The sequence below is a fragment of the Microbacterium sp. BH-3-3-3 genome (assembly GCF_001792815.1).
Taxonomy (GTDB): domain Bacteria; phylum Actinomycetota; class Actinomycetes; order Actinomycetales; family Microbacteriaceae; genus Microbacterium.
The window spans coordinates 2161722-2187434 of the sequence record NZ_CP017674.1; the positions used below are offsets into that span (position 1 = coordinate 2161722).

The following is a 25713-nucleotide window of genomic DNA, read 5'->3' on the forward strand; positions in this document are numbered from 1 at the left end:
AGCGCGCACGGACGGGGCCTCCGCCCAAGGGTGGGTTGCGACCCTCCCCCGTAGGGGGAGGCCGTCGTCAGGTCAGCCCGTGACGGTGGGCGAGCACCACGGCCTGCACCCGGTCGCGCGCACCGAGCTTCTGCAGCACGTTCGACACATGGGTTTTCACGGTCGCCTCGCCGATGAACAGCTGCGCCGCGATCTCGGCGTTGCTCAACGCCTCGGCGACGAGACGCAGCACCTCGGTCTCTCGGTCGGTGAGGGACTCAGCCAAGACGAGTGGGCGGGTCGTCGGGACCGGGGATGCCGCGACCTCGCCGCTGCCCTCGCTGAAGCGCTCGATCACCCGGCGCGTCACCTCGGGGGCGAGCAGCGCGTCACCGGCGCCGATCACGCGCACGGCGGCGACCAGTTCTTCAGGGCCGGCGTTCTTGAGCAGAAACCCGCTGGCTCCCGCCGCCAGCGCCGCGAAGAGGTAGTCGTCACGGTCGAAGGTGGTGACGATGAGCACCGCCGATGCGACCTCAGGATCCGCCACCAACCGCCGGGTGGCCTCGAGACCGTCCATGTCGGGCATCTGCACGTCCATACAGATGACATCGGGATGCAGGGCCCGGGCGGCCTCGATCGCTTCGGTGCCGGTGGACGCCTCGCCGACCACATCGATGTCGTCCTCGAGCGAGAGGATCGTGCGGAAACCGGCCCGCATCATCGCGTGGTCGTCGACCAGCAGCACGCGCAGTTCAGGCATGGGACACCTCGGTGGGGGTCATCGGCACGCGCACGCGCACGAGGTACCCGCCGCGGGCGCGCGGTCCGATCTCGATCGTGCCGCCCGACGCGGCCGCGCGCTCGCGCATCCCGAGCTGGCCGAGGCCGGTGGCGGTTGAGCCGCGTCGGCCCGTGTTCGCGACCTCCAGCTCGACGGCACCCGGATCGAATCGCAGACGGACGTCGGCGGTGGCCCCCGGCCCGGCGTGCCGACGGGCATTGGTGAGCGCTTCTTGGGCGATGCGGTACAGGTTGACCTGCATCAGCGGCGGCGGGTCGGCGACGGCCGCGCCGACCATCGTGAACGTCGTCGGCAGGCCCGCGGACGAGGCTTCTTCGACGAGTGCGGCGATCGACGACAGCCCGTGCGTGGTGGGGGCGGTGTCGGTCGACTCGCCCTCGAGCCCGGGGGTGCGCAGCGTCTCGAGCAGTTGGCGCAGCTCTCTCAACGACGTGCGTGCCGATTCCTCGACGCCGGTCAACACGTCGCGGGCTTTCTCGGCGTCGCGTCCCATGACCGAGCGAGCGACTCCGGCCTGCACCCCCATGAGCGAGACATGGTGGGCGACCACGTCGTGCAACTCGCGCGCAATCCGCACGCGCTCCAGCGCTACGGCCTGCGCCGCGCTGTGCTCGCGCTCGCGCTCCAGCTCGGCGGTGCGCTCCTCGAGAGCACGGCGTTGGCGCAGCTGGGCGTGGGTGCGCTCGCCGAAGTAGTAGCCGCCAGCGAAGAAGAGCACGTTCACCAACAGCATCAGAACAGTCAGCGCCGTCGCGGCGATTCCCGTCGCGGTGACCCCGCCGGCGATGCTGCCGAGCACCAATGCGACGAAGAACCAGACGGCCATGCCGACGATGATCACGATGCGCGCCGCGTGCGCCCGCCGCCGGTCGGGGGAATAGGCCCCGACGGTGTAGAAGGCCGTGAACACGGCGATGTTGCCCACCCAGACCTCGGGCAGGCCCGCCGAGATAGCGGAGAAGTACGCCGCCGCCACGATGACCGCGACGGTGGCCGGCCACCGTCGTCGAACGGACAGGGCCGTAGCGAGCACCACGGCGTACGCCGTCGCCAGGGGGAGGGTGGGCCTCGGATCGACGGCGCTGCTCGCCGCGGTGAGCCAAGTGCTGACCAGCGTACCGATCAGGATCAGTCCCGCGATGGCGAGGTCGATGCGTTGATCCCGGCGGGTGATCGGCAGTCCGTACCGAGGAGCGGGCGTCACGACAGGTCGATCACATTCGTTCGGGCGGCATGGATGAGCACCTGCACGCGGTCACGAACACCCCACTTGACCATCACCCGTCCCAAGTGGGACTTCACCGTGGCCTCAGAGAGAAAGAGCTCACCGGCGATCTCGGCGTTGGACAGGCCGCGGCCGAGCAGGCGGACGACGTCATGCTCTCGCTCCGAGAGGTTCTCGGCCCCCGTCGGCTCGGCCTCCACCGGCGTCGGTACGGTACGGCGAACCGACTCGACGAGATCGCGCGTGACGCTCGGCGAGATGACGCACGAGCCGTCGAACACGTCGCGGATGGCGGCGACGAGGGCATCGGGCTCGGTGTCTTTCACGAGATACGCCGAAGCTCCGGCGCGCAGGGCGGGCACGAGGAACTTCTGCGACGAGAAGGTCGTGATCGCGAGCACGTGTGTTCCGGGAAGGCGTTCGAGCAGGGCGCGGGTCGCGGCCACGCCGTCCATGCCGGGCATCTGCATGTCCATGAGCACGACGTCCGGACGATGGCGCACGCTGGCGTTCACCGCTTCTTCGCCGTCGGCGGCCTCGGCGACGACCGTCATGTCGGGGGCCGAATCGACGAAGAGCTTGAGGGCATTGCGCATCAGTGCCTCGTCGTCGGCGATGAGAACGCGGATCGGCGATGACATGGCCACAGTGTACGGGGAGGGTGAGACGAAGGTCCGTGGATCTCCGACCTTTGGGGGATGACACGCCTCGCGGTGCCCCGGAGGATCAGAGGACGACATCGGCAATGCTCGTGGGGAGGTGCTCCGATGTACACGATCTGTCAGTGGCTCGGTCTGTGCGTCTGAAGGTTCTCGCGACGGTTCTCCGGTCACGGGCATAATCGATCTGTGTCCCTGAACACGTCGCCCTCGAGTGTCCTCACCCTCTGGAGGGGGCGATGGGCACGGTTCTGGGAGGTCTTCCCGCTCTCGCGGGCGACGCGCGTGGTGCTGCTGATCCTCGTCGGGGCCACCGTGGCCGTCGACCTGATCCGTGCGACGATCGCGGGGGAGTTGCCCAACGGCATTCCCCCCGTGATCGTCGCGGTCATCATCGCCGGTTTTGCCTGGCGCCCCCTGCTCGCCGTCGTCCTCCTCGTCGGCGGAGCGATCGTGGTGATCCCACTCGGTGCCACCGATGTCTGGCTGCTGGGGATGGCGATCGCCGCCGGGCTGGTCGTGGTCTCTTGCTCGGTACCGCTCGCGGTGGCATACGGCGCCGTGTTCCTCGTGGCCATCGTCATCGGCGAGTCTGCGCGGGTGGATGTGCGCCCGCTCGCCTTCGTGATCGTGCTGCTGGTGGTCGCCGCCGCCTCGTTCCTGGGCGGTGCACTGTTCCGCTCCGCCCGGCGGAAGCAGAAAGCGCTCGTCGCCCGCCTCAGCGCCGAGGCGGTCGCCGCCCGCGCGGCGGTCCAGGAGGAGCGGCTGCGCATCGCCGACGAACTCCACGACTTCATCGCGCACGAGCTGACGATCATCGTCATGCACGCGCGAGTCCTCGACCGCACCGGTGATCCGCAGACGAGCGCGATGGCGCGCCGGGCGATCGAGGACGCGGCCGTCCAGGCCCTGGCCGACATCCGGCGGGTGCTGGATGCGACCCAGGCTCACCGATTCACACCCGGCCCCGGCGCCGACGACGTCGTCGATCGCCGCCATACGCTTACGGACGCGCTGACCGACGCGCGGCGCGAGCTGGCGGGCCTGGGAGGCCGGGTGAACGTCGGCGACCTGGCCACCGACAGGGAGCCGCTTTCTCGCACGATCGATGCGGGTCTGGCGCACATCGTGCGCGAGGCGACGACCAACATCGTCAAACACGGTGGCGCGGGTGACATCGACATCGAGGTGCACCGATCGAGCGACGACGTGCGCCTGACGATCGAGAACGACCTCGACGCGACCGTTTCGCCGATGCAACTGCCGCGCGGGGGCTACGGCCTTGCCCGCATGCGCGAGCGCGCCCTGCTCTCCGGAGGCACCTTCGAGGTCGGTCCTCGAGACGGCCGCTGGATCGTTTCGGTCACGGTTCCCTCGCGCTGAGCACACTGACGTATAGACGAACGTCGCATCGGCGCTATCCGATCGCATGATCCGCGGGCACGCCCGCCCTTCCTAGGGTCAAACCCACGAGCCGAGGCGTCCGCCCCGACCACGAACCGGAAGGCTGCACCGTGAACCACAAGATCATCGAGGGCTACGCCCGCTACGTGTCGGCTGACGAGGTCATGACCTCGACGGCATCGGCGCCCGAGGTCTCGCCGACCCCCGCGACGCCCATCTCGACCCTCAGCTTCGCGTCCTTCGTCGGCGGCGTGACCACCTACAACTTCGGCTGCTGAGCCGGAACGGAGAACATCATGACCATGCTGAACGAGCGCCTCATCGCGGGCTACTCGACCTTCACCGCGGCGGACGAGCTCATGAACTCGACCGCCACCGCCCCCGCGGTCTCGCCGACCGTGTCCATCGTCGGCTCGGCGGTCACGATCGGCGCCACCTCCTTCGCTTCGGGCTTCACCGTGGCGTGGACGGTCGACACGGGGTGCTGAGATGAGCACCTCCTCCTTCACCGCGCTCGCGCGGGTCTCGGGCATCCTCGCCTCGCTGATCGGTCTCGTGGGTGCCATCGTGCTCTTCGTCCTCGGACAGCCGTTGCTCTCGGCGGTGTTTGCCGTGTTCGCCATTGCAGGGGTCGGGACCATCGCGGTCGCTCCGCGGAGGGGACGGTGACGGGCGCACCCGTGATGTCGTCGGTCGACGACGTCACGGGTGCCGCCCCGCCCCCGGTCGCCCCGTCGGCCGCCGACCTCGAGATGATGCAGACGCTTCTGCGCCTCACCGATCTCTTCACGCCCAGCGCCGTCCGCGCCGGTGCCACACACGGGGTGTTCTCGGCCATCGCCGCCGGCTCGACGTCCGCGGACATCGCGGCGAACCGAGGACTGGATGCCGAGTTCCTCGGCATCCTGATCGACTTCTACGACGAGGTGGGCATCGTGACGCGCCACGGCGACGCGGTGACGCTCACCGCCGTGGGAGAGGCCCTGGCGACGGCCGAGTCGGCGCTGACGATGCGCGGGATGTTCGGGCAGACCGCCCGTTCCATGATCGGCATGGACCACACCCTCGCCACGGGCGAGATCGCCACTCGCGGCGTCTTCGGCACGGACTTCTGGACGGCGCTCAGCGCCACCGACCCGAACGCTGAGACCATCGCGCGCGAGATGAGCGCGGCCGGCGTCGACGACTACGACAGCGACCTGGTCCGAGACGCCATCGATTGGACGGGCGTCCGCTCCGTCGTCGATCTCGGCGGCGGTCGAGGCGACCTGCTCGTCAAGCTCCTCGCCGCGCTGCCGAACGCGCGCGGAACGGTGCTCGAGTACGGGCACATGGCGGCCGTGGCCCGCGCGCACACCTCGTCGACCCTGCTCGCGTCGCGCATCGACGTGCACACCGGATCGTTCCTGGAGCAGATCGATCTGCGTGCCGACGTGTTCGTGCTCTCCGGCATCCTTGCGGACTGGCACGAAGCCGACGCGTTGACGATCCTCTCCCATGCCCGCGAGGCGGCCTCTGCATCGGACGGACGCGTCGTGCTGGCTGAGATCGCCCTGCGCGCGACGTCGGCGCGCGAGCGGCTCTACCACCGCACGGTCGTCTCCCGCCCCGTGCGCGAAGCCGACGAGCTCATCGACCTCGCTGCGCGGGCGGGCTTCTCGAACGCGGTGGTGCGAGCGGCCACGCCCCGCCGTTCGGTCCTGGAACTGACGCCGTGATCGCCGCGCCCGCGACCACACGCGACGCCGAGAGCGGTGCGGCCTCACCGGCGCCGCTGCGCGTCGTGCTCGTGGTGACGGGCGCGTCGAGCGCGGCGTATGTACCGTACTGGCTGAACTGGATGGGAGCGGAGCGCCCGGAGACGCGGGTGCGGGTCCTCGTGTCGGCCCAGGCCACGCGCTTCGTGACCCCGGCGAGTCTGCGCAGCGCCCTCGTCGACGACGTGACCGTCGATACCTGGGAGGCCGCAGACGATCGCCCTCTGCATGTCGAGCTCGCGGAATGGGCGGACGCGATGCTCGTCTACCCCGCCTCGCAGAACTACCTCGCCGCCCTCGCCGCCGACGCCGCGGACCGGCCGTCGCTGCTGGCGCTGCAGCTGACGCGGGCGCCCATCGTCATCGCTCCCAGCGTCGCGCCCGGGGGACTGGAGTCGGGCGGGTTCCGGCGCTCGTGGGCGCAGGTGGACGAACGGCCGGGTGTCGCACTGCTGCCGCCCGTGCCCGGCACGAGCAGACACCGCACGGAGCTGACGGCGTGGGTTCCCGCGCCGATGCCCGAGGCCTTCGCGCGTATCGACCGCCTGCGCGCGGCGGCGACGAACAATCCCGCCGATTACGGCACGCGCCTGTTGCGCACCTCGATCGTCCCCGCGGCCGAGGGGTGGACGTGGACCCGCCGCCCCGGTGCGGAGGCCCCGCGCCCGTTCACTGCATCCGATGATCCGGCGCTCGGTGCGGTGGCGGCCGCGCGTCTCCCCGGAGTCGTCGTGGGGCAACCGGTCGGCGACCTCTCCGAACGGCGCTACCGGGTCGCCGGCCAGCGGAGCGTGGCATCTCTCCTGCTCGAGGCCGGACCGGGCGTCGACCTCCTCCGCCTCATCGAGCAGGTCGGGTCGACGCTGGCGGCCGTGCACGAAGTGGCGCTCCCTGAGACCGCGGTCATCGCCCCGAGTCGCGGTCTGACCCGCCTCGGGCACTGGCTGCAGGCAGTGGAACAGCCGCCCCTCATGCTGAGCGCCCGCCAGGAGCTGCTCGTCCGCAACGAGGTGGTCGCGACGACGGCCGTCGACGTGCTCGCTTCACTCGAGCGCCAGGCCGAGCTCGCCCCGGTGGTCTGTCATGGCGCTCCCGGTCTCGGTTCGGCGGTTCCCGACGCCGAGGGAGGGGCCCTGCTCCTCACGGGCGAGGACGTGCACGTGGGTTCGCGGGAGTCCGACCTGATGTGGGTGCTCGGCGAGCTGCTCGAGTTCTCCTTCACCCGCCAGGATGACGCGCGGGCGTGGGGACGCGTCATCGACGCCTTCCTCGAAGGCTACGGCCGAGAGCCGGTCGTCTCGCTGCAGCTGCTGGCCGCGGCACGAATTCTGTTGCACCTGCACGACTACACCGCGTATGTGGGGTGGTCGGCCCCGGAGTTCCGCCGCTACGGCGGAATGCTCCGCTATCTCACCGACTCGGAGGTCACCGCATGAGAGAACTGATCGACGATGTCGTCGTCCGCCTCGGCCTCGGCCCGGTCGAGGGCGAGACCCAGCGCTACGCGGGGCGCAACGCGAACGTGTCGGCGACCACCCGCAGCGGGCGCCGCATCTTCGTCAAACGCGTGTATGGAGCGAACTCGGTGCGCTTCGCCCGCGCCCTGGACTTCGAGCGTCGAGCGGGTCCCGCCCCCGCGCGTCCGGCCCTGCTCGGCCACGACGAGCAGCACCAGATCCTCGTTTACGACTTCATTGCGGATGCCACGTCGCTCGGCGCCGTCGCCCAGCGCGAGGAGCTGACGGTCGAACTCGCCCGCGCGGTGGGCGAACAGGTCGCGGCTCTGCACGGCACGGACGTGACCGCGGTCGGCACGGCTCCCCACCTGCTGCCGTCGATGCGCTACTTCGGGGAGATCCCCCTCGACGTCTTCCTGGGAATGACGGCGGGCGAGCTCGAACTCGTGCGACTCCTGCAGGCCGACCCCGAGCTGGCTGCCGCTGTCCTCGCCATCATCACGACCGAGAGCGCGGGTGCGTACGAGCCCGCCTACATCCACGCCGATCTTCGTCTCGACCAGATCCTGCTGGCGGACGGGGAGCTGCTCCTCGGCGACTTCGAGGACGCCCGGGCGGGGGATCCGGCCCGCGACCTCGGCTCGCTGATCGGCGACCTGCTCTATCTGGCTCTGCTCACCATCCCCCGGCGTGCGGCCGAACTCGCCCCGGGAACGAGCGCGGGGCACACCGAGATCATGGCGGCCGGGTCGGCGGCCCTCGACGAGGTCGCGCCCGTCATCCACGCTTTCGTCGAGGGCTACGCGTCTCGGCGCGGGCCGCTCACGACAGAACTCGAGGGGCGGTCGCTGCGCTTCGCGGGGTGGCATATGTTCGACCGGCTGTTCGCCACGGCGGAGTCGGCGTTCCGGCTGGACGGCGCGGCGAAGGCAGCGGCGGGGATCGGGCGCAGTCTGCTGATCGCCCCCGAGGAGTTCGTCGAACTCGTCCGCACGGTGCGAGAAGAGGTCGCCGCGTGATCGCGCCGCTGTTCACCCAATTGCACGACGAGGTGGAGATCGCACCCGACGGTCGTCGCGCCGTCGTCGGCGGCGTCGAGCTGCTCGCGGCCTCGCCACGAGACCTCGCCATCTCGGTTGCGATGGCGCTCTACGACGAGGTCCACGCACGCCGAGAGGGGCCGACGGACGCCCTAGAGGGGTTCGCGCACATCCGCGACACCGACTTCGAGCGGCGTCTGGCCGAGTCCGTGCGCGATATCCGCACGTCGTACGACGTCACCGTCGAAGGGGCGGGCGTGGTGCTGATCGAGGGCGTCCGCGTGCGGCTCGACGACCCGCAGCTGGCCCGTGTGTCGCCTCGGCTCGGGCGTCACACCCTCGACACCATCGGTGCGCGCCCCGCCCTGACCCCCGGGTTCTTCCTGGTGCGCTCATCGCCGTGGAACGACGCGTTCTCGCGTCCGGTGCTGCGCCTGTACACCCGGGTCGAGGATGCCGGCCGGGCGCCCGCCGTCTGGGAGACGGCGACCTCGACGCTACGGCAGCTGCGCACGCCGTGGCAGGCCAAGATACTCTCGCACCCGGCGAGCTACCCCCGCGCGGACGCACTGGTGGTCTACCTCCCGCGCTCGTCATGGCGCGCCGCAGCGGAGTTGGCACCTCGCCTGTCGGCTGTCGCGGCCGCCACCGGCCCGATCTCACGGTACGCGGAGCAACTCGCGCCGGGGGTCACCCTCGCCTTCGAGCCCGACGACTCCCGCACCGGCTACGAGGGGTTGAGCTTCGGGCAGCATCGCAGCCGCGCCGTCGCCGAAGCGCTCGTGTCCACGGCCGGCGCGGACCGTCGTACTTCCCTCGCCGCGGTCGAGAAGAGCCTGATCGATGCGGGCGTCGACCCGCGGCATCCCTCCCGCAACCTTTCTACGCCTGCGTTCTCGCCCCTGGGGGTGTTCGGATGACGACGTCGCTCGCGGTCGCGGAACGCGATGTGCGTACGGACGCCGGCCTGCGGATCGTGGTGAGCGCGTCGCGCGCGCCGCAGATCGCCGTCGCGGTCGTCGTGGGCAGCGGATCGCGTGCAGACACGGCAGACACGGCCGGCCTCGCGCACCTGGTCGAGCACTGCACCTACCGGTCTGACCTCTCTGAGGACTCCCGCGCGCACTCGACGACGCTGACGGCGGCCGGCGCCCTGTTCGGCGCCTCGACGTACCCCGACACCACCGAATTCTTCCTCACCGCCCGTCCCGACAACCTCGCTGGCGTCCTGGCCGCCGAAGCGAGGCGGCTGAAGACGCTGTCGGTGCGCGTCGAGATGCTCGACCTCGAACGCAACGCGATCGAGGAGGAACGCGCGGCGCGCGCCGGCGCACGAGCCGCCGACGATCTGTGGGTGCAGCACCTCCGGCGACACGGTGCGCCCGGCGACGTCTGGCACGACGGATACGGGGATGCCGCGGGACTGTCCTCCCTCGACCTCGAGGACATCGTGCTGTTCCACCGCGAGCACTACCGCGCCGACAACATCGTCGTCGCCATCGAGGCACCGTCTCCCGACGAGGCGCTGGCGCTGGCGCGCGATGCCTTCGAGGGAATCCCGGGCGCGGATGCCGCGGCATCCGCCGTCCGTGTCGAGCAGAGTGTCCCGACGGTCGTCACGGCGCCGTTCGGCCCCGGTGTCGCCGCCTCGGTCGCCGCCCGCGTCTGCGCCGTGGCCGACCCCGACGGCTACGCGGCCCACCTGATCGTGCGGGCGATGCTCGCACCCCTCGGTGTGTCCTCGGCGGTCGGCCGCCACGGACCCTTGTCGACCGGCTCACCCGATCTCGCGCTCGCCGTGGCGGTGCAGCCCGATCCTCGCAGCGCCCTTTACCAGTTGAGAGGTGCCCTTGACTCGATCGCCGGCGCGGGCGACGGGGCCGCGACCGACGCCGCGCGCACACGTGCGGGCATCGATTTCGCCCTCGGCCTCGATGCGCCGGTGACGCGCGTTCGCACACGCGCGCGCACCGCAAAATTGTACGACCGGCCCGACCTCTTCGACCGACTGGCCGAGGCGCTGGCGCGGTGCCCCCGCGAACGCATCCGTTCCGCGGCCCGGGAGCTGAACGAGGTGCTGCCGTGATCGGCCGGAGCTGCGAGGGACTGCAGGTCCTCGCCGTGTCACCCTCCGACCTCGATCTCTGCGCCGTCCACGTGGTGGCTCACGCGTCGGGCGTGGGGGCGACCACCGACCTGGCCCGCGCGCTTCACCGAAGCGACGAGATCGGTGCCCTGCGCGACAAAGGGTATGTCGCCACCGCCAGTGCCCGGGGCGCCGGAGTTGTGACCTCGGCAATTGCGCCGGCGCACGCCGCGCGCGAGGTCGCCGAATCGCTGGCCCGGGCGATCGCGCGAAGCGACGAGCAGATCCCCCCGGCGCCGTCGTCACCGGATGTGACCGAGACAGCGCTCGCCCAGGTGATCGGCGGCGGTGACGGTGCCATGCTCCCCTCCGCAGGTCTCGGCGCCGCACCGCGCTCGGTCGTGCTCGTCGCGCCGCAGGCAGCGCTGCCGGGAGCCGACGACATTCGTCCGCTCACCGTGGGCGGTATCGATGCGGCACGCCATCGTGCGCCCGTCCCGGTCGACGGGCCGATCTTTCTGGCTCTGCCGCCGACGGGGCGGATCGCGCTCGAGGTGGTCGCCGTTCTCGACCCCTGGACCGATGCGCGCGACACCTTCTCCCGGTCGCTCCTGTCGACGGCCCTGGCGGGGCACCACTCGGGCCTCGTGACCACGGCCGTCGACGCTGCCCTGCACGGCGGGTACGACGTCTCGTCGACGCTGGACGTCGTGGCCGGCGTCGACGTGCTGCGGCTGAGCGTCGGCGTGCGCGACTCCGCACTGCTGGCCCCGGTGTACTCGTGCCTCGCCCGTGTGCTCGACGATCTCGCAGCTCTGCTGCGTCGACCGGGCGTCCTCGACGGCGCCCGCGCCCACGCGGCAGCCGCATACGAGGCCTCGCGCGCCTCGCTCGTTGCGCTCGCGGAGGGCATCACGTCCTTCGTCGCACAGGGACTCCCCGTGGAGGACTTCGATCGTGCCGGGGACCTCATCGCGGCCACCCGTGACGACGACGTCATCCGAACGTCCGCGGCGCTGAGCCCCGCGCGGCGGGTCGTCGTCCTGCACGGTGCGACCGAGCGGGCGCAGGACGCCGTCCGCGCTCTCGTCCGCCAGACCCCCGGAGGTGCCGAATGACCCGGCCGTCGATCTTTCTTCCCACCCAGCCCGCGGACCCGGCGGTCCTTCGCATCTTCGCGCGCGAGGCTTTCGCCGCCGACGCACGGCGACTGTGGACCGGGCAGACCCTCGGGATCGAGACGCACGACATCGCCTCTTACCTGAGCGGCTTGGGCTACGGGATGCCGTTCGCCAGCGGCGTGCAGCTGATGGGTCTGCGGCATCCGCTCAAGGCTGCTGTCGACGCCCGGTCGACCGCCATCGTCTCGGGGCACGAGTACGTGCTCGGTCTCGGCAGTGGGTCCCTGGCGTTCCGTCGTGCACTCGGGATGAACACGGTGACGCCGGTGTCCGATGCGCGGGAGTATCTGACCTCGGTGCGCACCGCGCTGCACGCGGGTGCCGGCGGTGGCCCGACAGGGGATCCGGTGGCCGATGTGATGCCGCGCCTTCCCAGCCCGCCGGTGCGCCTGGGTCTGGGCGTCCTCGGCCCGCGCATGGCCGAGGCGGCCGGGGCCGTCGCCGACACCGCGATCACCTGGCTGGCGCCTCGGCCCTACATCGCGGACACGCTCATCCCCGCGATGGCCTCAACGAGCGGGCGATCCCGTCCGACGGTCACCGCCGTCGTGCACTGCGCCGTCCGGCGTCCAGGCCTCGACCCGGTGCGCACCGTCTCGGCGATCGTGGGCGCCCACCTCAGCGGGCCGCACTACCAGCGCATGCTGCGGCGTGCGGGCCTGCCGATCGAGGCCGACGACGTCGCGGCGAACGCCCGAACGCTCCTCGCTGAGAACGTCTTCGTGGTGGGCACGGCCGACGAGATCGCCGAGGAGATCGCCGCCTACGCGCGGGACGGGGTGGATGAGGTCGCGGTCAACGTCGGGGGTGTCTTTCTCACTCGTGGCGCCTCCGCCGCGATCGACGACATGCGCGAGATCTTCGCGGCGGTCGCTGCGCGCACCGCCGCGGTCCCCGTCTGACCCCTCGGGTCGCAGCGCGGCGCCGGCGGGCGCAGCATCCTCGCGGGTGCGTCGTCAAGTGGGGCGGAAACACAGGTCGGGTCGGAATCCTTGACCGTGCACGTACCCGGCGGCCGTTGCACCGTCGACGACACCCCACAGGAGGATCACCGTGACCGAGTACACGATCGGCTACATCGTCGGAAGCATCTCCAGCACCTCGATCAACCGCCGTCTCGCGAAGGCGCTCGAGAAGGTCGCCCCCGAGGGCGTGACCCTGAAGGAGATCCCGATCAAGGACCTTCCCTTCTACTCGCCCGACTACGACGGCAACTTCCCCGAGGTGGCGACGGAGTTCAAGAAGGCCATCGAAGACGCAGACGGCATGTTCATCGTCACCCCCGAGTACAGCCGCTCCATCCCCGGCGTGCTCAAGAACGCCCTCGACTGGTCGGCCCGCCCCTACGGCGAGGCGTCGTTCAACGACAAGCCGACCGCCGTCATCGGCACCTCGCAGGGCGGCGTCGCGACCGCCGCGGGCCAGCAGCACCTGCGCTCCGTGCTCCTGCACTACAACGCCCTCGTCCTGGGGCAGCCCGAGGGCTACATCCAGTCGACCCCCGGCCTCTTCGAGGACGACGGCACCGTGACCGACGAGGGCACGGCCGCGTTCCTCCGGTCGATCATCGAGGCGCTCGTGACGCTCATCGAGCGCACCGCGCCCGCCGAGGTCCCCGCGGCCTGACGATCGGGCATCACGGCGGGGTCGGGGTTCGCCCCGGCCCCGCCGTCGTTCGACGCGGGGCGGTCAGGGGTGTGGGGCGCGTTCTGTGCACTGGGGCGGACGATGCACGCCCCGATGCACCGAAGGCGCCCCGAACGACGCGACGCGAGACGTCGGCGTTCACCGCGGGGTCAGCGCGAGGACTGCTCCTCGCGCCAGCCCTCCTCTTTCTGGATGTACTCGTTGTCGGCGAACGCCGCGAAGTCGGTCTCGTCGGTCACGCGACGCACCTCGAGCTTGTTACCGGCGATGAGCGGCGCGCGCCGGGCCCACTCGACGGCCTCGTCGCGCGTCGACACCTCGATGATCCAGAAGCCGTTGAACAGCTCGTGCGTCTCGCCGTACGGGCCGTCGGTGACGACCGGCTCCTCCCCGCCGAACTCGACGACGAAGTTGGCGCTCATGTCCTCGGCCAGACCGTCGCCGGCGACGAGCACGCCCGCGGTGATCATGGACTCGTTGTACGCGCCCATCGCGTTGATGACCTGCTCGAAGGGGATCTCTTTGTACGCCGCGTACGCCTCGTCGGTGCCGCGCATGATCAGCATGAACTTCATCGTGGACTCTTCTCGTGGGTGCTCTCGCGAGCGAACTGAGGGGAGCGAATGCCTTCCCCTACTATCGCGTCGAACGGCGCCGGGCGGAATCGTCGGGGGCCGAGAGAATTTCCGGATGCCGCGGACGTGGTGCGGCGCGGAATCGCGGGAGCGCCCCGAAATCAGAGCCCGCGGCGGCACGGAGAAGATTCCGGTGCGCGCGTTCGATGCCGCGCCGCCGCCCGAGCGGTCGGGTGCCCGCTGAGCCGGCGCTCAGCCGAAGATCATCGGCAGGTCGTCGTCATCGTCGGCGCCCGAGAGGTCGAGGTCGGCCACCACGGGAACGTGATCGCTCGGAACCTCGCCCTTGCGTTCGTTGCGGTGGATCTCGGCGCCCTGCACGGCGTCGGCGAAGGCCCGCGAGCCGAGGATGAAGTCGATGCGGAGCCCCTCGTTGCGGGGGAAGCGCAGCTGCTTGTAGTCCCAGTAGGTGTAACCGGTGGGAAGGAGGGGCCGCACGACGTCGGTGAGTCCGGCCGTCTCGAAGGCGGCGAACGCCGCCCGCTCGGCGGGAGAGACGTGCGTGCTCGCGCCCTGCACGATCGTCGGGTCGCCGTTGTCGGCATCGGTGGGCGCGATGTTGAAGTCGCCCGTCAGCGCGAGGGGCAGGTCGGGGTCGCCCGCGAGGGTGTCGGCGGTGTACTGCCGGAGCTTGTCGAGCCAGTCGAGCTTGTACGTGAAGTGCGGGTCGTCGAGCCCGCGCCCGTTGGGCACGTACAGGCTCCAGACGCGCACGCCGCCCACGGTCGCACCGATGGCCCGGGCTTCCTGGGGAAGATCGGGGCCCTCTTTGCCCTTCTCGAAACCGGGCATGCCGGGGAATCCGATCTCGACGTCCTCGAGGGGCTCGCGACTGGCGATCGCGACGCCGTTCCACTGGTTCAGGCCGTGTGCGGCGACGTGATACCCCGCCTCTTCGAACGCGGCGTAGGGGAACTGCTCGGTCTTGCACTTGATCTCCTGCATCGCCAGCACGTCGATGTGCTCGCGCACGCAGAACTCGACGGTGCGGGTGACGCGGGCGCGGATGGAGTTGACGTTCCAGGTGGCCAGGCGCATGGCATCCAGCCTACTTTCGTGCGCCGACATCGATGAGCGTGCGAGCGGCCGGCGCTGTGCCCACCCGGCGCCGGAGACGCCGGGCGCGCCGCAGCCCACCCCTCTAGACTCGACGCCGTGACCACCGCCTCCACTCCCGAGCTCGAAGCCGACCGTCAGGCGCTCATCCGCCTCATCTCCGACGAGGCGGTGTTCCACGGCGACTTCACCCTCTCGAGCGGCAAGAAGGCGACGTACTACGTCGACATGCGAAAGCTCACCCTCGACCACCGTGCCGCCCCCGCGATCGGGCGTCTCGTGCTCGACCTCGTCAAAGACTTCGACGGCGTCGTCGCCGTCGGCGGGCTCACGCTCGGCGCCGACCCCATCGCCAACGCCGTCATGCACGAGTCGGTGCACGCCGGCCGTCCGCTCGACGCGTTCGTCGTGCGCAAAGAGGCGAAGGACCACGGTCGCGGTCGTCAGATCGAGGGGGCCGACATCGTCGGCAAGCGCGTCGTCGTCGTCGAAGACACCTCCACCACCGGGCAGTCGGCGCTCAAGGCCGTCGAGGCGCTGCGCCGCGAGGGCGCGGAGGTCGTGGCCGTCGCCGTGATCGTCGACCGCAAGACCGGCGCACAGGCCGCGATCGAGGCCGAGGGCCTGCAGTGGCTCGCCTCGGTCGACCTCGACGACCTGGGGCTCGCGCCGCAGTAGTCGGATCGCCGCGCCGCCCGTCCGCGCCCGTCACGAGAACGGGGCCCACGACGCGAACACGCCGCCGCGGCGTGAGTCGGTGGCGCCGCCTGTCTCCTGACGCGGTCCGACCCACGGACGCCGGGCCCCGGCGCGCCGCCTCGATCCCGCCCTCAGGGCGAGTCGTCTCCCGGCCCCGGCCCATCGAACGGATCGCGGCCCCCGCCGCCGCGGCGCGACCGTCTCCACTGCACCACGAACGCGACGAGCGTTCCCAGGGTGATGAAGAAGGCGACGATCAGCCAGAGCGTGCGGTCGTCCATGCGGTCGTCCTCTCGGTGGGGGCGGCTCAGAGACCCGCTTCGAGGCCCTCTTCGCCGTCGGCGAGGTCGGTCTCGAGGGGCTCCTGGCGAACGAGTTCGGCGATCGAGCCGAGGATCTCGTCGGGGCGGAAGGGGTAGCGCTCGATCTCGCGCTGGTCGCTGATGCCGGTGAGCACGAGCACGGTGTGCAGGCCCGCCTCGATGCCGGCGACGATGTCGGTGTCCATGCGGTCGCCGATCATGCCGGTGTTCTCGCTGTGCGCGCCGATGCGGTTGAGCGCCGAGCGGAACATCATCGGGTTGGGCTTGCCCACGATGTAGGGCTCTTTGCCGGTCGCCTTGGTGATGAGGGCGGCGATGGCGCCCGTGGCGGGCAGCACACCCTCGGTCGACGGGCCCGTGGCGTCGGGGTTCGTCGCGATGAAGCGGGCTCCGCCGCGGATGAAACGGATGGCCTTGGTGATGGCCTCGAACGAGTAGTTGCGCGTCTCACCGACCACCACGTAGTCGGGAGCGGTCTCGGTCATGATGAACCCGGCCTCGTGCAGGGCCGTCGTCAGACCCGCTTCGCCGATGACGAAGGCGGATCCACCGGGCATCTGCGACTTGAGGAAGTCGGCCGTCGCGAGCGCCGACGTCCAGATCGACGCCTCGGGCACGACCAGGCCGGACGCCCGCAGCCGCGCGCTGAGGTCACGCGGGGTGAAGATCGAGTTGTTGGTCAGCACGAGGAACGGAGTGCCCTCGGAGCGCCACTGCGCGAGCAACTCGGACGCTCCCGCGATGGGGGTGTTCTCGTGGACGAGAACGCCGTCCATGTCGGTGAGCCAGCACTCGATGTCGCCTCGGGTCCGCATGCGGCCAGCCTAGCCCCGGCCTCCGACGCGCCGCCGGAACGAGCGCGGGCGGGCACGACCGAAGTCGATGCCCGCCCGTCCGCGATGGCGGATTACTTGAAGGTGTCCTTGACGTTCTCGCCGGCCTTCTTGGCATCCGCCTTCACCTGGTCGGCCTTGCCCTCGGCGGCCAGCTTGTCGTTGTCGGTCGCGTTGCCGATGGCTTCCTTCGCCTTGCCCACGATGTCCTGAGCGGCGTTCTTGATCTTGTCGTCGAGACCCATGGCCTGACTCCTTTACCTGTCGTGACGGCGTCGGCGGCGGGTGTTCGTCGCGACGGAGCGGGTGCGCTCGGGGATAAGACGAGACGACGGGACGATTCGTCACGCGATGTTCGGAAAATTTTCCCGCGTGCCGATATTCCTCGTACGGAATGCACCCGTGACGGCGGCCCACGATCTGGTTAGGGTCGAAGGGTGGCGCGCACCGAATGGGACCCCGAGAACCTCCCCGACCTCACGGGGCGCTCCTACCTGGTCACGGGAGCCACCCGCGGCCTCGGCTTCTTCTCGTGCGTGCAGCTCGCCGCCGCCGGAGCCCACGTGGTGCTGACCGGACGCAACCCCAACGCCCTCGCCGCGGCGAAGGCCGCCGTCACGCGCGGTGATCCGGATGCCGACATCGAGACGCTGCTGCTCGACACCAGCAACATGGGGTCGGTGCGGGCGGCGGCCGCCACCGCCCGCGCACGCGGCCGGCTCGACGGTCTGCTGCTGAACGCCGGCGTGGTGCATCCGCCCAAGACCCGTGAGATGGCCGGCGGGCACGAGCTCGTGTTCGCCACCAACGTGCTGGGGCACTTCGCCCTGGCAGGCGAGTTGCTCAAGCCCCTCGCCACGGCCCGGGGCCGCATGGTCTGGGTGGGGAGCATGTCGACCTCGCTGTGGAGGCACGTTCCCACCGACCCCGAGCTCACCGAGGGCTACACCCCGTGGCGCGCGTACGTGCAGTCGAAGGCGGCGACGACCGCCCTGGCGCTCGAGGCCGACCGGCGGCTGCGGGCCCACGACGTGCCCGTCGAGAGTCTCGTCGCGCACCCCGGTTACTCCACGAGCGGGCGCACCCGCGGCATCCGGGGCGTGAACGAGCCGACGCGGCTCGAGCGCTTCCTCGACAACCTGCAGGCGCCCATCACCCAGTCCAAGGAGCACGGCGCCTGGGCGCTGGTGCGGGCGCTCGTCGACCCGCACGCCGAGGGCGGGGCGATGTACGGGCCGGCACTCGTCGCGCGGGGCGCCCCGCGCCCGGCCACGCCCGCGCGCCGCATCCGCGGGAGCGAACTCGGCGCCGAGCTGTGGCGCGCGTGCGAGACGGCGACGCACGTGCGCTGGCCGTTCGACCGCGCGCGGCGCGCGGCGTCGTGATCCGCCCCCGTCGATGTCGCCGGCGGGCCCTACAGTGATCGCATGGACCAGGCGATCGCCGACAGCATCGAGTTCGACGACGCCCGCGGCTTGAGCGCGGCCGAAGTGGGCGAACGGGTCGCCTCGGGGCAGACCAACGCGTTCACCGCCGACAGCAGCCGCAGCGCGTGGAACATCGTGCGGTCGAACGTCTTCACGCTCTTCAACGGGATCGTCGGCGCGTGCTTCCTCGTTCTGCTGCTGCTCGGACGGTGGCAGGACGCCCTGTTCGGCGTGGCCGCGTTGTCGAACGCCGTGATCGGATGCGTGCAGGAGTTCCGCGCGAAGGCGGCGCTCGACCGGCTCGGGCTGCTCAACGCACCGCGCGCCCGGGTGCGCCGCGACGGGGTCGACGTCGAGATCGCCCCGTCCGAGGTCGTGCGCGACGATCTGCTCGTGCTGCGCGCCGGCGACCAGGTGTCGGCCGACGCCGTCGTCGTCGACTCGGGGGCGCTGCAGATCGACGAGTCGATGCTGACCGGCGAATCGGATGCCGTCGACAAGAGGCCCGGTGACGAGGCGCTGTCGGGATCGATCGTCGTGGCGGGCGAGGGCACGGCCCGCGTCGTGCGCGTCGGCGCCGAGTCGTACGCGAACGCCTTCGCCACCGAGGCGAAACGCTTCCAGCTCGTCTCGAGCGAACTGCGCACCTCGATCGACCGCGTGCTGCGGTGGGTCGGCTGGGGCGTCGGTCCCATCGGACTGCTGGTGCTGAACGCCCAGATGATGGTCGCCGGCGGGTGGGTGCAGGCGTGGCAGCAGGGCACCTGGTCGCAGGCCGTCGTGAACACGATCGCCTCGCTCACCGCGATGATCCCGCTGGGGCTCGTGCTGATGACCTCGATCGCATTCGCCGTCGGGGCGGCCCGGTTGGCGGGGCAGAAGGTGCTCGTCAACGAGCTGCCGGCGGTCGAGGGCCTCGCGCGCGTCGATGTCATCTGCCTCGACAAGACGGGCACGCTCACCGCGGGCGAGATCCGGTTCGACGCCGCGCTGCCGCTGGCCGAACGGGCGGGGTGGCAGCAGACCCTGGGGTGGTACGGCGCGGCGCCCGACGCCAACGCCACGGCGCAGTGCCTGCGCGAGCCGTTCCCGGTCGAGGCCCCGCTCGACGCCTCCCGGCGCATCCCGTTCTCGTCGGCACGCAAATGGAGCGCGGTGTCGTTCGCCGCGGGCCCGTCCGGCACCTGGGTGCTCGGTGCGCCCGAGATGGTCTTCGGCGACGTCGCGGGCGACGCCGGCACCGAGCTGGGCGCGGCCGTGACCCGCTTGGCGTCGTCGGGGCGCCGCACGCTCGTTCTCGCCCACACCGACGCACCGCTCGACGACGCCGATGTCGAAGCCGAACGTTTTCCCGCCGCGCCCGTGGCCGTCGCCGTGCTCACCTTCGTCGAGGCGGTGCGCCCCGACGCCGCCGAGGCGCTGGCCTACTTCCGCGACCAGGGCGTGGGCGTGCGCGTGATCTCGGGCGACAATCCCCGCACCGTGGCCGCGATCGCGCGCGAGGTGGGGCTCGAGGTCGACGAGGGCTACGACGCCCGGCGCCTCCCCGACGACGACGTCGAGCTCGGCGAGATCCTCGAACAGCACACGGTGTTCGGCCGGGTCACCCCCGACCAGAAGAGGCGCATGGTCACCGCCCTCCAGGCGCGCGGGCACGTCGTGGCCATGACGGGCGACGGGGTCAACGACGCACTCGCGATCAAGACGGCCGACATCGGCATCGCGATGAACTCGGGCGCGGCGGCCACCAAGGCGGTGGCGCGTCTCGTGCTGCTCGACGGTCGGTTCTCGCACCTGCCGTCGGTGGTCGCCGAGGGTCGTCAGGTGATCGCCAACATCGAGCGCGTGTCGATGCTCTTCCTCACCAAGACCGTCTACGCGACGGGTCTCGCCGTGCTGTTCGGGGCGCTGGTGATGGAGTTCCCCTTCCTCCCGCGGCAGTTGTCGATCACCGATGGCCTCACGATCGGCATCCCGGCGTTCTTCCTCGCCCTGCTCCCGAACACACAGCGCTACGTGCCGGGCTTCTTGAAGAGGTCGCTGAGCTTCGCGATCCCGGCCGGGATCGTGATCGCCATCGCGCTCACCGTGTACACGCGGTTCGCGCTGGGCATGGGGCTGAGCGTCGAGCAGCTGCGCACCGGGGCGACGATCATCCTCGCCATCGTCGCGATCTGGGTGCTGACGGTGCTCTCGCGGCCGGTCACGCGGGTGAAGGTGCTCGTCATCGGGGCCATGTTCATCGCCCTCACGGCGATCTTCACGGTGCCGGCGCTGGGCGACTTCTTCCAGCTGCGCGACCCGGGCGAAGACGGAGCGGTGCTGATCACGATGATCGTCGTGGTCGCGATCGCCGCGATCGAGGCGGTGCGCTTCGCCCATCGCCGGTTCGTGCGGCGTCTGCTGCGGGCCGATGCCGAGGGGTCTCGACGCTGACGCGACGGGTCAGATCACCGGCGTCGAGGCCGCAGACTCGGCGCCCGTGCGCGCGAAGTAGCGTCGGGCGTGCGGGGGGATCCACATCGCCGCGATGACCGTGAGCGCCGCGATCAGCGCCACGATGATCGTCGGGTCGAGCTCGGTCAACGCCAGCGCCGCGGCCTGCAGGACGACCAGGACCGTCAGGTAGGTGGTGAGCAGGGTGCGGGCGAGGCGACTGCCGCGCGCGAGCGCCGAGCCGCCGGCGACGGTGAGCAGGCCCAGCAGGATGGTCGCGGCACCCACGAGCGAGACGGGGAGCACGAGGTCGTCGGTCACCTCGTAGCGGGTGAGCAGCACGAGGATGCCGAGCGCCGTGTTGAGCAGCCCGCCCAGGTAGACCAGCACGATCGCGACCGTGACGGCGACGGGGCGGCGCACCGTGGCGGGAGTGGTCATGGGGGCCTCACGATCGACGGCGGGGCAGGGTGCCGGTGGGGTCAGCGTAGCGACAGCGGGGGCGATCCTCAGCGCGTCAGCCAGACCGAGGTGCCCGCGCCGTCGGGAAGCGTCACGTCGACGCCGTCCGCGCGCACCACGGCGTCGGAGACGACCTCGATCTCGTGCCCCACGTCGATGCTGCGCTCCACCAGCGCCCGCAGCAGCTCGGGGTCACGGTCGCTCACCCGCAGCACGCGCCCGGTGTGGCCCGTCGACGCCTGGGCGAGCAGCACGAAGGCTTCGCGGTGCACCGTGCCGTCGGCATCCGGGATCGCATCGCCGTGCGGGTCGAAGCGCGGTCGCCCGAGCCGGGCGTCGATGCCCTCCAGCAGCCGGTCGCTGAGCGCGTGCTCGAGCACCTCGGCTTCGTCGTGGACTTCGTGCCAGGCGTAGTCGAACTCGCGCACGAGCCAGGTCTCGATCAGGCGGTGGCGCCGGATCACCCCGGCGGCGCGGCGGCCGCCCGCCGCGGTGAGCGAGACGGGACCGTACGGCCGGTGCGTCACCAGGCCCTGGGCGGCGAGCTTCTTCACCATCTCGGTCACGCTCGACGGAGCGAGGCCCAGCACGGCGGCGAGCTGCGAGGGCGTGATCGGGGAGTCCTGCCACTCGGTGTGGTGGTAGATCGCCTTGAGATAGTCGTCGGACACGGGCGATTCCACGTCGTCAGCCTATCCGCCGGCGAAGACCAGCCACAGGAGCACGGCGTTCAAAGTGACCAGGAACACCGATGCCAGCACCCCGCCGGCGGTGGTGAGCGGCCGGTTGCGGTGCGCGCCGAGCAGATCGCGCCGCGCGGTGAGGGCGACGAGGGGAATGAGCGCGAACGGGATGCCGAACGACAGCACGACCTGGCTGAGCACGAGCGCGAGCGTGGGGTCGACGCCGAGGGCCAGGATGACCAGTGCGGGGATGAGGGTGACGAGCCGCCGCACCAGCAGGGGGACGCGCACGCGCAGCAGGCCGTGCATGATCTCGGCGCCGGCGTACGCACCGACCGAGGTCGAGGCGAGTCCGCTGGCGAGCAGCCCGACGGCGAACATGGTCGCCACGACCGGGCCGAGTCCGTCGCGGAGAGCCGCGTAGGCGCCCTCGAGGCTGTCGGTGCCGTCGACGCCGGCGAGGTTCGCCGCGGCCAGCAGCAGGATCGCGAGGTTGACGGTTCCGGCGACCACGAGGGCGATGGTGACGTCCCAGCGGGTGGCGCGCAGCAGTCGGAGCGTCGAGATGCCGCGGGCCTGCTCGAGGTCGGCTGCCGCCGTCGGCGAGCCGGGGGCGAAGCGGTCGCGGCTGAGCGCCGAATGCGCGTAGATGGCGTGCGGCATGATCGTCGCGCCGAGGATCGACGCGGCCAGCAGCACCGAGTTCGTCCCCTCGAAACGCGGAACGAGCCCCTCGACCACACCGGCGGGGTCGGGCGGTGCGAAGAACAGGCCGAAGGTGAATCCCGCGGCGATGATGAGCAGGAGCCCGATCAGCACGGTCTCGAACGCCCGCGCCCCCCGCCGGGACTGCACGACGAGCAGCAGCATCGACACGACGCCGGTGATCGCGCCGCCCCAGACAAGGGGGACGCCGAAGAGCAGGTTCAGGGCCACGGCGCCGCCGATGACCTCGGCGATGTCGGTGGCCATGGCGACGAGCTCGGCCTGTACCCAGTAGAGGCGTCGGGCCCAGGGCCGCTGGATGCGGCGTCCGAGCACCTGGGGCAGGCTCTCGCCGGTGACGATGCCGAGCTTGGCCGAGAGGTACTGGATGAGCCACGCCATGACGTTGCCCAGCACGACCACCCACACCAGCAGGTAGCCGAAGGTCGCGCCGGCGGTCATGTTGCTGGCGACGTTGCCGGGGTCGAGGTAGGCGACCCCCGCGACCATCGCCGGTCCGAGCAGCCACAGCCCGCGCCCGGGGGTGTGGCGTCGGTCGGCGACCAGGTCATTTTTCGGCATGCCGAAACCCTATCCATATTTCGGGCGACCGAAAAGCGGGGGAGTGGCCGCGGATGCGGCCCGGGTAGCCTGAACCGGTGACGGATGCCGCTGACCCCGCGCCCGAGCCCCGGGTCGCGCCAGAACCCGACGGGGGCGCCGCCGCCCCGACCCACGGCGTTGGACCCTGGCCCGGGGAATGGCCCGACGACCCGCGGTACGACCCCGATCTCCTCGCCCACGGCGACACGCGCAACGTCGTCGACGGGTACCGCTACTGGTCGATGGAGGCCATCGTCGCCGACCTCGACGCGCAGCGGCACCCTTTCCACGTCGCGATCGAGAACTGGCAGCACGACCTCAACATCGGATCGATCGTGCGCAGCGCCAACGCCTTCCTCGCCGCCGAGGTGCACATCGTCGGCAAGCGTCGGTGGAACCGCCGCGGCGCGATGGTGACCGACCGCTATCAGCACGTGCGTCACCACGAGGACGTCGCGGCGTTCACCGCCTGGGCGCGCGAGGCGGGTCTGCCCGTGATCGCCGTCGACAACGTCGAGGGATCGGTGCCGGTCGACCGGGCCGACCTGCCCGAGCGCTGCGTGCTGCTGTTCGGCCAGGAGGGCCCGGGTCTGTCGCCCGAGGCGATCGAGGCCGCGACCGGCGTGGTCGAGATCACGCAGTACGGGTCGACGCGGTCGATCAACGCCGCGTCGGCGGCCGCCGTGATCATGTACGAATGGTGCCGTCGCTGGGCGTGAGCCCGTGCGAGGGTGGAGGGATGCCGCAAGCCGTCACCCTCATCCGTTCGGCCTCGCTGTCGAGCGTCGCCGAGTACGCCTACGCCGCGACAGCCCCCGCCGAGGCCCGATTGATCTTCCTCGCGGGCTCCTGCCCCCTCGACGCCGACGGCGCGACCGTCGGGGTGGGCGACGTCGCGGCACAGGCCCGGAGCTGCGTCGACAACCTCGTCACCGCGCTCGCCGATGCCGGGGCGCAGCTCACCGACGTCATCTCGACGCGGGTGCTCGTGGCATCCACGCGTCAGGCCGACCTGGTCGCGGCGTGGGACGTCGTGCGCGCCGCGTTCGGCGACCACGACGTGCCGAGCACGTTGATGGGGGTCACGGTGCTGGGCTACGACAGCCAGCTGGTCGAGATCGAAGCCGTCGCCGCGGTGCTCGACGAGGTCGCGGCCGAGGGCGTCGACGCCCGCGGCTGAGCCCCGACGCGGGTCGGGTGGCTGCCCTCACCGGCTCCGCGGCGAGGTCGGCCCGTGGGATCGAGGGGCGGGCGTCACCCGCCCGCCGTCATCCACCTCTGCCCGCGCACGCGGAGCCCCAGGGTGAGCGCGCGCGCGAGCATGTAGACGCCGAAGAACGACGCGGCCAGCCACGCGAGCCCCGTGGCGCCGCCGCCGGCGAAGAGCGCCACGAGCACCAGCGCGGGCACGTACGGCACCAGGTTGAGCACGCCCGCGAGGGCGAGGTAGCGCGCGTCGCCCGCGCCGATCAGCACCCCGTCGAGCACGAACACGAAAGCGGCGAGCGGCTGCGCCAGGGCGAGCACGAGCAGCGCCGGCTGGATGAGGGCGGCGATCGCGGGATCGCCGGTGAACACGAGCCCCACCACGCCCGACGCGGCGGCCACGATCGCCCCCACGGCGAGGCCGAACCACACACCCCAGGCGCTCGTGCGCCGCAGCACCCGGCCGACGGTCGGGGAGTCACCGGCGCCCAGGGCGCTGCCGATCAGCGCCTGCGCGGCGATCGCGAGCGCGTCGAGGGCGAACGCCGCGGTCGAGAAGATGGTGAACGCGATCTGCCACCCCGCCAGCTCCGCCGAGCCGAGACCGGTCGCGACGGCCACGGTGGCGAGGAACGCCACGCGCAGGCTCACCGTGCGCAGGAACAGCCAGCCGCCCGAACGGGCCGTGCCGCTCACCCCCGCGCGCTCGGGGCGGATGGATGCCGAATGCCGACGGGCCAATCGCCGCACGACCAGCACGTACGCGCCCACCATTCCCCACTGCGCCACGACCGTTCCGGCGGCGGAGCCGGCGATCCCCCAGCCGAAGCCGTAGATGAAGACGGCGTTGAGCAGCGCGTTGGCGCCGAAGCCGAGGCCGGCGATCCACAGCGGCGTCACGGTGTTCTGCATCCCGCGGAGCAATCCGGTCGCCGCGAACACGACCAGCATGGCGGGCAGGCCCCACATCGAGATCGACAGGTACGTGCGCGCGTTCTCGGCGACGTCGGGGGCGGCGCCGAACACGTCGACGATCGCGGGCGTCGCCAGCACGCCGACGGCCGCGAGCAGCGCGCCGAGACCCACGGCGAGCCACATGCCGTCGATGCCCACCGAGACCGCGCGACCGAACTCGCCCGCGCCGAAGCGGCGTGCCACGGCGGGGGTCGTCGAGTACGCGAGGAACACCATGAGTCCGACGACGGTGTGCAGCACCGCTCCCGCGATACCGAGACCGGCCAGGGGCGCCACGCCCAGGTGCCCGACCATCGCCGCGTCGACGATGAGGAACAGCGGCTCGGCGATGAGTGCGCCCAGCGCCGGAACGGCGAGCCTGAGGATCGCGCGGTTCAGCGTCTCTGGTGGGCGGGTGGTCACGCTCCGAGCCTAGGGCGGGGGTGCGACA

29 protein-coding genes are annotated in these 25713 nt (G+C 71.2%); 17 read left to right on the plus strand and 12 right to left on the minus strand.

The features are described from left to right. Positions 1-67: 67 nt before the first annotated feature. Genes BJP65_RS09995 through BJP65_RS10005 form a run of 3 tightly spaced genes read right to left on the minus strand, consistent with a single transcriptional unit; the run spans position 68 to position 2650 of the window. Positions 68-742 (minus strand): response regulator transcription factor, encoded by a 675-nt coding sequence (locus BJP65_RS09995; protein ID WP_070409036.1) that lies wholly within the window; start codon positions 740-742, stop codon positions 68-70. Further along, positions 735-1988 (minus strand): sensor histidine kinase, encoded by a 1254-nt coding sequence (locus tag BJP65_RS10000; RefSeq protein WP_258027457.1) that lies wholly within the window; start codon positions 1986-1988, stop codon positions 735-737. The genes BJP65_RS09995 and BJP65_RS10000 overlap by 8 nt, the downstream gene beginning before the upstream one ends. After that, positions 1985-2650 carry a response regulator transcription factor gene (locus BJP65_RS10005; RefSeq protein WP_070409037.1) on the minus strand — a complete coding sequence of 222 codons (666 nt, stop codon included), beginning with the start codon at positions 2648-2650 and terminating at the stop codon, positions 1985-1987. Before BJP65_RS10005 ends, BJP65_RS10000 begins: the two co-directional genes overlap by 4 nt. A gap of 207 nt (positions 2651-2857) precedes the next feature. Between BJP65_RS10005 and BJP65_RS10010 the strand changes: the two genes are divergently transcribed. The 12 genes from BJP65_RS10010 (at position 2858) to BJP65_RS10060 (ending at position 13219) form a co-directional block, all read left to right on the plus strand. Beyond that, a complete protein-coding gene (locus tag BJP65_RS10010) occupies positions 2858-4051 on the plus strand; it encodes a sensor histidine kinase (RefSeq protein WP_070409038.1) in 1194 nt (397 codons plus the stop codon). Positions 4052-4182: 131 nt separating this feature from the next. After that, a complete protein-coding gene (locus tag BJP65_RS16810) occupies positions 4183-4350 on the plus strand; it encodes a hypothetical protein (RefSeq protein WP_181015916.1) in 168 nt (55 codons plus the stop codon). Between the two features lie 18 nt (positions 4351-4368). Continuing rightward, positions 4369-4560 carry an LxmA leader domain family RiPP gene (locus BJP65_RS10015; protein ID WP_070409039.1) on the plus strand — a complete coding sequence of 64 codons (192 nt, stop codon included), beginning with the start codon at positions 4369-4371 and terminating at the stop codon, positions 4558-4560. 1 nt (position 4561) lies between these two features. Further along, positions 4562-4741 (plus strand): hypothetical protein, encoded by a 180-nt coding sequence (locus tag BJP65_RS10020; protein WP_070409040.1) that lies wholly within the window; start codon positions 4562-4564, stop codon positions 4739-4741. After that, positions 4738-5790: a methyltransferase gene (locus BJP65_RS10025; protein WP_070409041.1), complete on the plus strand. Its 1053-nt coding sequence runs from the start codon at positions 4738-4740 to the stop codon at positions 5788-5790. Before BJP65_RS10020 ends, BJP65_RS10025 begins: the two co-directional genes overlap by 4 nt. Then, positions 5787-7265 (plus strand): flavoprotein, encoded by a 1479-nt coding sequence (locus BJP65_RS10030; protein WP_070409042.1) that lies wholly within the window; start codon positions 5787-5789, stop codon positions 7263-7265. The genes BJP65_RS10025 and BJP65_RS10030 overlap by 4 nt, the downstream gene beginning before the upstream one ends. Continuing rightward, on the plus strand, positions 7262-8305 hold the full coding sequence (lxmK, locus tag BJP65_RS10035; protein ID WP_070409043.1) for a class V lanthionine synthetase subunit LxmK: 1044 nt from the start codon (positions 7262-7264) through the stop codon (positions 8303-8305). The genes BJP65_RS10030 and lxmK overlap by 4 nt, the downstream gene beginning before the upstream one ends. Further along, positions 8302-9246: a T3SS effector HopA1 family protein gene (locus tag BJP65_RS16815; RefSeq protein WP_070409044.1), complete on the plus strand. Its 945-nt coding sequence runs from the start codon at positions 8302-8304 to the stop codon at positions 9244-9246. Before lxmK ends, BJP65_RS16815 begins: the two co-directional genes overlap by 4 nt. Continuing rightward, on the plus strand, positions 9243-10412 hold the full coding sequence (locus BJP65_RS10045) for a pitrilysin family protein (protein ID WP_070409045.1): 1170 nt from the start codon (positions 9243-9245) through the stop codon (positions 10410-10412). The genes BJP65_RS16815 and BJP65_RS10045 overlap by 4 nt, the downstream gene beginning before the upstream one ends. Continuing rightward, positions 10409-11530 (plus strand): hypothetical protein, encoded by a 1122-nt coding sequence (locus tag BJP65_RS10050; protein WP_070409046.1) that lies wholly within the window; start codon positions 10409-10411, stop codon positions 11528-11530. The genes BJP65_RS10045 and BJP65_RS10050 overlap by 4 nt, the downstream gene beginning before the upstream one ends. Beyond that, complete coding sequence (locus BJP65_RS10055; RefSeq protein WP_070409047.1) at positions 11527-12495, plus strand: LLM class flavin-dependent oxidoreductase; 969 nt, start codon at positions 11527-11529, stop codon at positions 12493-12495. Before BJP65_RS10050 ends, BJP65_RS10055 begins: the two co-directional genes overlap by 4 nt. Before the next feature lie 151 nt (positions 12496-12646). After that, complete coding sequence (locus BJP65_RS10060; protein ID WP_070409048.1) at positions 12647-13219, plus strand: NADPH-dependent FMN reductase; 573 nt, start codon at positions 12647-12649, stop codon at positions 13217-13219. A gap of 170 nt (positions 13220-13389) precedes the next feature. On the opposite strand, the gene BJP65_RS10065 is transcribed toward BJP65_RS10060, so the two are convergent. Together BJP65_RS10065 and BJP65_RS10070 are read right to left on the minus strand one after the other, a co-directional pair. Then, positions 13390-13815 (minus strand): YciI family protein, encoded by a 426-nt coding sequence (locus tag BJP65_RS10065; RefSeq protein WP_070409049.1) that lies wholly within the window; start codon positions 13813-13815, stop codon positions 13390-13392. 252 nt (positions 13816-14067) lie between these two features. Beyond that, positions 14068-14913: an exodeoxyribonuclease III gene (locus BJP65_RS10070; protein ID WP_070409050.1), complete on the minus strand. Its 846-nt coding sequence runs from the start codon at positions 14911-14913 to the stop codon at positions 14068-14070. Positions 14914-15030: 117 nt separating this feature from the next. Between BJP65_RS10070 and pyrE the strand changes: the two genes are divergently transcribed. Continuing rightward, on the plus strand, positions 15031-15609 hold the full coding sequence (gene pyrE, locus BJP65_RS10075) for an orotate phosphoribosyltransferase (RefSeq protein WP_070409051.1): 579 nt from the start codon (positions 15031-15033) through the stop codon (positions 15607-15609). Positions 15610-15761: 152 nt separating this feature from the next. On the opposite strand, the gene BJP65_RS16590 is transcribed toward pyrE, so the two are convergent. The 3 genes from BJP65_RS16590 to BJP65_RS10085 form a co-directional block, all read right to left on the minus strand. Continuing rightward, a complete protein-coding gene (locus BJP65_RS16590; protein ID WP_156458661.1) occupies positions 15762-15911 on the minus strand; it encodes a hypothetical protein in 150 nt (49 codons plus the stop codon). A 26-nt stretch (positions 15912-15937) separates the two neighbouring features. Further along, complete coding sequence (locus BJP65_RS10080; RefSeq protein ID WP_055934863.1) at positions 15938-16768, minus strand: HAD-IIA family hydrolase; 831 nt, start codon at positions 16766-16768, stop codon at positions 15938-15940. A 92-nt stretch (positions 16769-16860) separates the two neighbouring features. Continuing rightward, positions 16861-17031 (minus strand): CsbD family protein, encoded by a 171-nt coding sequence (locus BJP65_RS10085; RefSeq protein ID WP_055832729.1) that lies wholly within the window; start codon positions 17029-17031, stop codon positions 16861-16863. 192 nt (positions 17032-17223) lie between these two features. On the opposite strand from BJP65_RS10085, the gene BJP65_RS10090 reads away from it, so the two are divergent. Then, positions 17224-18171: an SDR family NAD(P)-dependent oxidoreductase gene (locus BJP65_RS10090; protein ID WP_055832730.1), complete on the plus strand. Its 948-nt coding sequence runs from the start codon at positions 17224-17226 to the stop codon at positions 18169-18171. A 42-nt stretch (positions 18172-18213) separates the two neighbouring features. Next, a complete protein-coding gene (locus BJP65_RS10095) occupies positions 18214-20649 on the plus strand; it encodes an HAD-IC family P-type ATPase (protein ID WP_070409052.1) in 2436 nt (811 codons plus the stop codon). Between the two features lie 9 nt (positions 20650-20658). Here BJP65_RS10095 and BJP65_RS10100 read toward each other — a convergent pair whose 3' ends face one another. The 3 genes from BJP65_RS10100 to BJP65_RS10110 all read right to left on the minus strand — a co-directional run bounded on the left by BJP65_RS10100 (position 20659) and on the right by BJP65_RS10110 (position 23081). Continuing rightward, a complete protein-coding gene (locus BJP65_RS10100) occupies positions 20659-21090 on the minus strand; it encodes a hypothetical protein (protein ID WP_070409053.1) in 432 nt (143 codons plus the stop codon). 68 nt (positions 21091-21158) lie between these two features. After that, the gene (locus BJP65_RS10105; RefSeq protein WP_070409054.1) at positions 21159-21794 is read right to left on the minus strand and encodes a metal-dependent transcriptional regulator; all 636 of its coding nucleotides are present in this window, start codon (positions 21792-21794) and stop codon (positions 21159-21161) included. A 9-nt stretch (positions 21795-21803) separates the two neighbouring features. Beyond that, a complete protein-coding gene (locus BJP65_RS10110; protein WP_070409055.1) occupies positions 21804-23081 on the minus strand; it encodes an Nramp family divalent metal transporter in 1278 nt (425 codons plus the stop codon). Between the two features lie 77 nt (positions 23082-23158). Between BJP65_RS10110 and BJP65_RS10115 the strand changes: the two genes are divergently transcribed. Next, positions 23159-23821 carry an RNA methyltransferase gene (locus tag BJP65_RS10115; RefSeq protein ID WP_055832735.1) on the plus strand — a complete coding sequence of 221 codons (663 nt, stop codon included), beginning with the start codon at positions 23159-23161 and terminating at the stop codon, positions 23819-23821. Between the two features lie 20 nt (positions 23822-23841). Next, a complete protein-coding gene (locus tag BJP65_RS10120; RefSeq protein ID WP_070409056.1) occupies positions 23842-24282 on the plus strand; it encodes a RidA family protein in 441 nt (146 codons plus the stop codon). A gap of 74 nt (positions 24283-24356) precedes the next feature. Here the strand turns inward: BJP65_RS10120 and BJP65_RS10125 are convergent, their stop codons facing one another. Beyond that, positions 24357-25685, minus strand: coding sequence for an MATE family efflux transporter (locus BJP65_RS10125; RefSeq protein ID WP_070409057.1), 1329 nt, complete (start codon positions 25683-25685; stop codon positions 24357-24359). Positions 25686-25713 lie beyond the last annotated feature (28 nt).

Excerpts from the sequence above, each read along its gene's own strand:
- BJP65_RS16590 (WP_156458661.1), bottom strand. The coding sequence starts at position 15,911 with ATGGACGACCGCACGCTCTGGCTGATCGTCGCCTTCTTCATCACCCTG.
- BJP65_RS09995 (WP_070409036.1), bottom strand. The coding sequence starts at position 742 with ATGCCTGAACTGCGCGTGCTGCTGGTCGACGACCACGCGATGATGCGG.
- BJP65_RS10080 (WP_055934863.1), bottom strand. The coding sequence starts at position 16,768 with ATGCGGACCCGAGGCGACATCGAGTGCTGGCTCACCGACATGGACGGC.
- BJP65_RS10100 (WP_070409053.1), bottom strand. The coding sequence starts at position 21,090 with ATGACCACTCCCGCCACGGTGCGCCGCCCCGTCGCCGTCACGGTCGCG.
- BJP65_RS10045 (WP_070409045.1), top strand. The coding sequence starts at position 9,243 with ATGACGACGTCGCTCGCGGTCGCGGAACGCGATGTGCGTACGGACGCC.
- lxmK (WP_070409043.1), top strand. The coding sequence starts at position 7,262 with ATGAGAGAACTGATCGACGATGTCGTCGTCCGCCTCGGCCTCGGCCCG.
- BJP65_RS10005 (WP_070409037.1), bottom strand. The coding sequence starts at position 2,650 with ATGTCATCGCCGATCCGCGTTCTCATCGCCGACGACGAGGCACTGATG.
- BJP65_RS10085 (WP_055832729.1), bottom strand. The coding sequence starts at position 17,031 with ATGGGTCTCGACGACAAGATCAAGAACGCCGCTCAGGACATCGTGGGC.
- BJP65_RS10020 (WP_070409040.1), top strand. The coding sequence starts at position 4,562 with ATGAGCACCTCCTCCTTCACCGCGCTCGCGCGGGTCTCGGGCATCCTC.
- BJP65_RS10110 (WP_070409055.1), bottom strand. The coding sequence starts at position 23,081 with ATGCCGAAAAATGACCTGGTCGCCGACCGACGCCACACCCCCGGGCGC.
- BJP65_RS10095 (WP_070409052.1), top strand. The coding sequence starts at position 18,214 with ATGGACCAGGCGATCGCCGACAGCATCGAGTTCGACGACGCCCGCGGC.
- BJP65_RS10070 (WP_070409050.1), bottom strand. The coding sequence starts at position 14,913 with ATGCGCCTGGCCACCTGGAACGTCAACTCCATCCGCGCCCGCGTCACC.
- BJP65_RS10015 (WP_070409039.1), top strand. The coding sequence starts at position 4,369 with ATGACCATGCTGAACGAGCGCCTCATCGCGGGCTACTCGACCTTCACC.
- BJP65_RS10120 (WP_070409056.1), top strand. The coding sequence starts at position 23,842 with ATGCCGCAAGCCGTCACCCTCATCCGTTCGGCCTCGCTGTCGAGCGTC.
- BJP65_RS10065 (WP_070409049.1), bottom strand. The coding sequence starts at position 13,815 with ATGAAGTTCATGCTGATCATGCGCGGCACCGACGAGGCGTACGCGGCG.
- BJP65_RS10055 (WP_070409047.1), top strand. The coding sequence starts at position 11,527 with ATGACCCGGCCGTCGATCTTTCTTCCCACCCAGCCCGCGGACCCGGCG.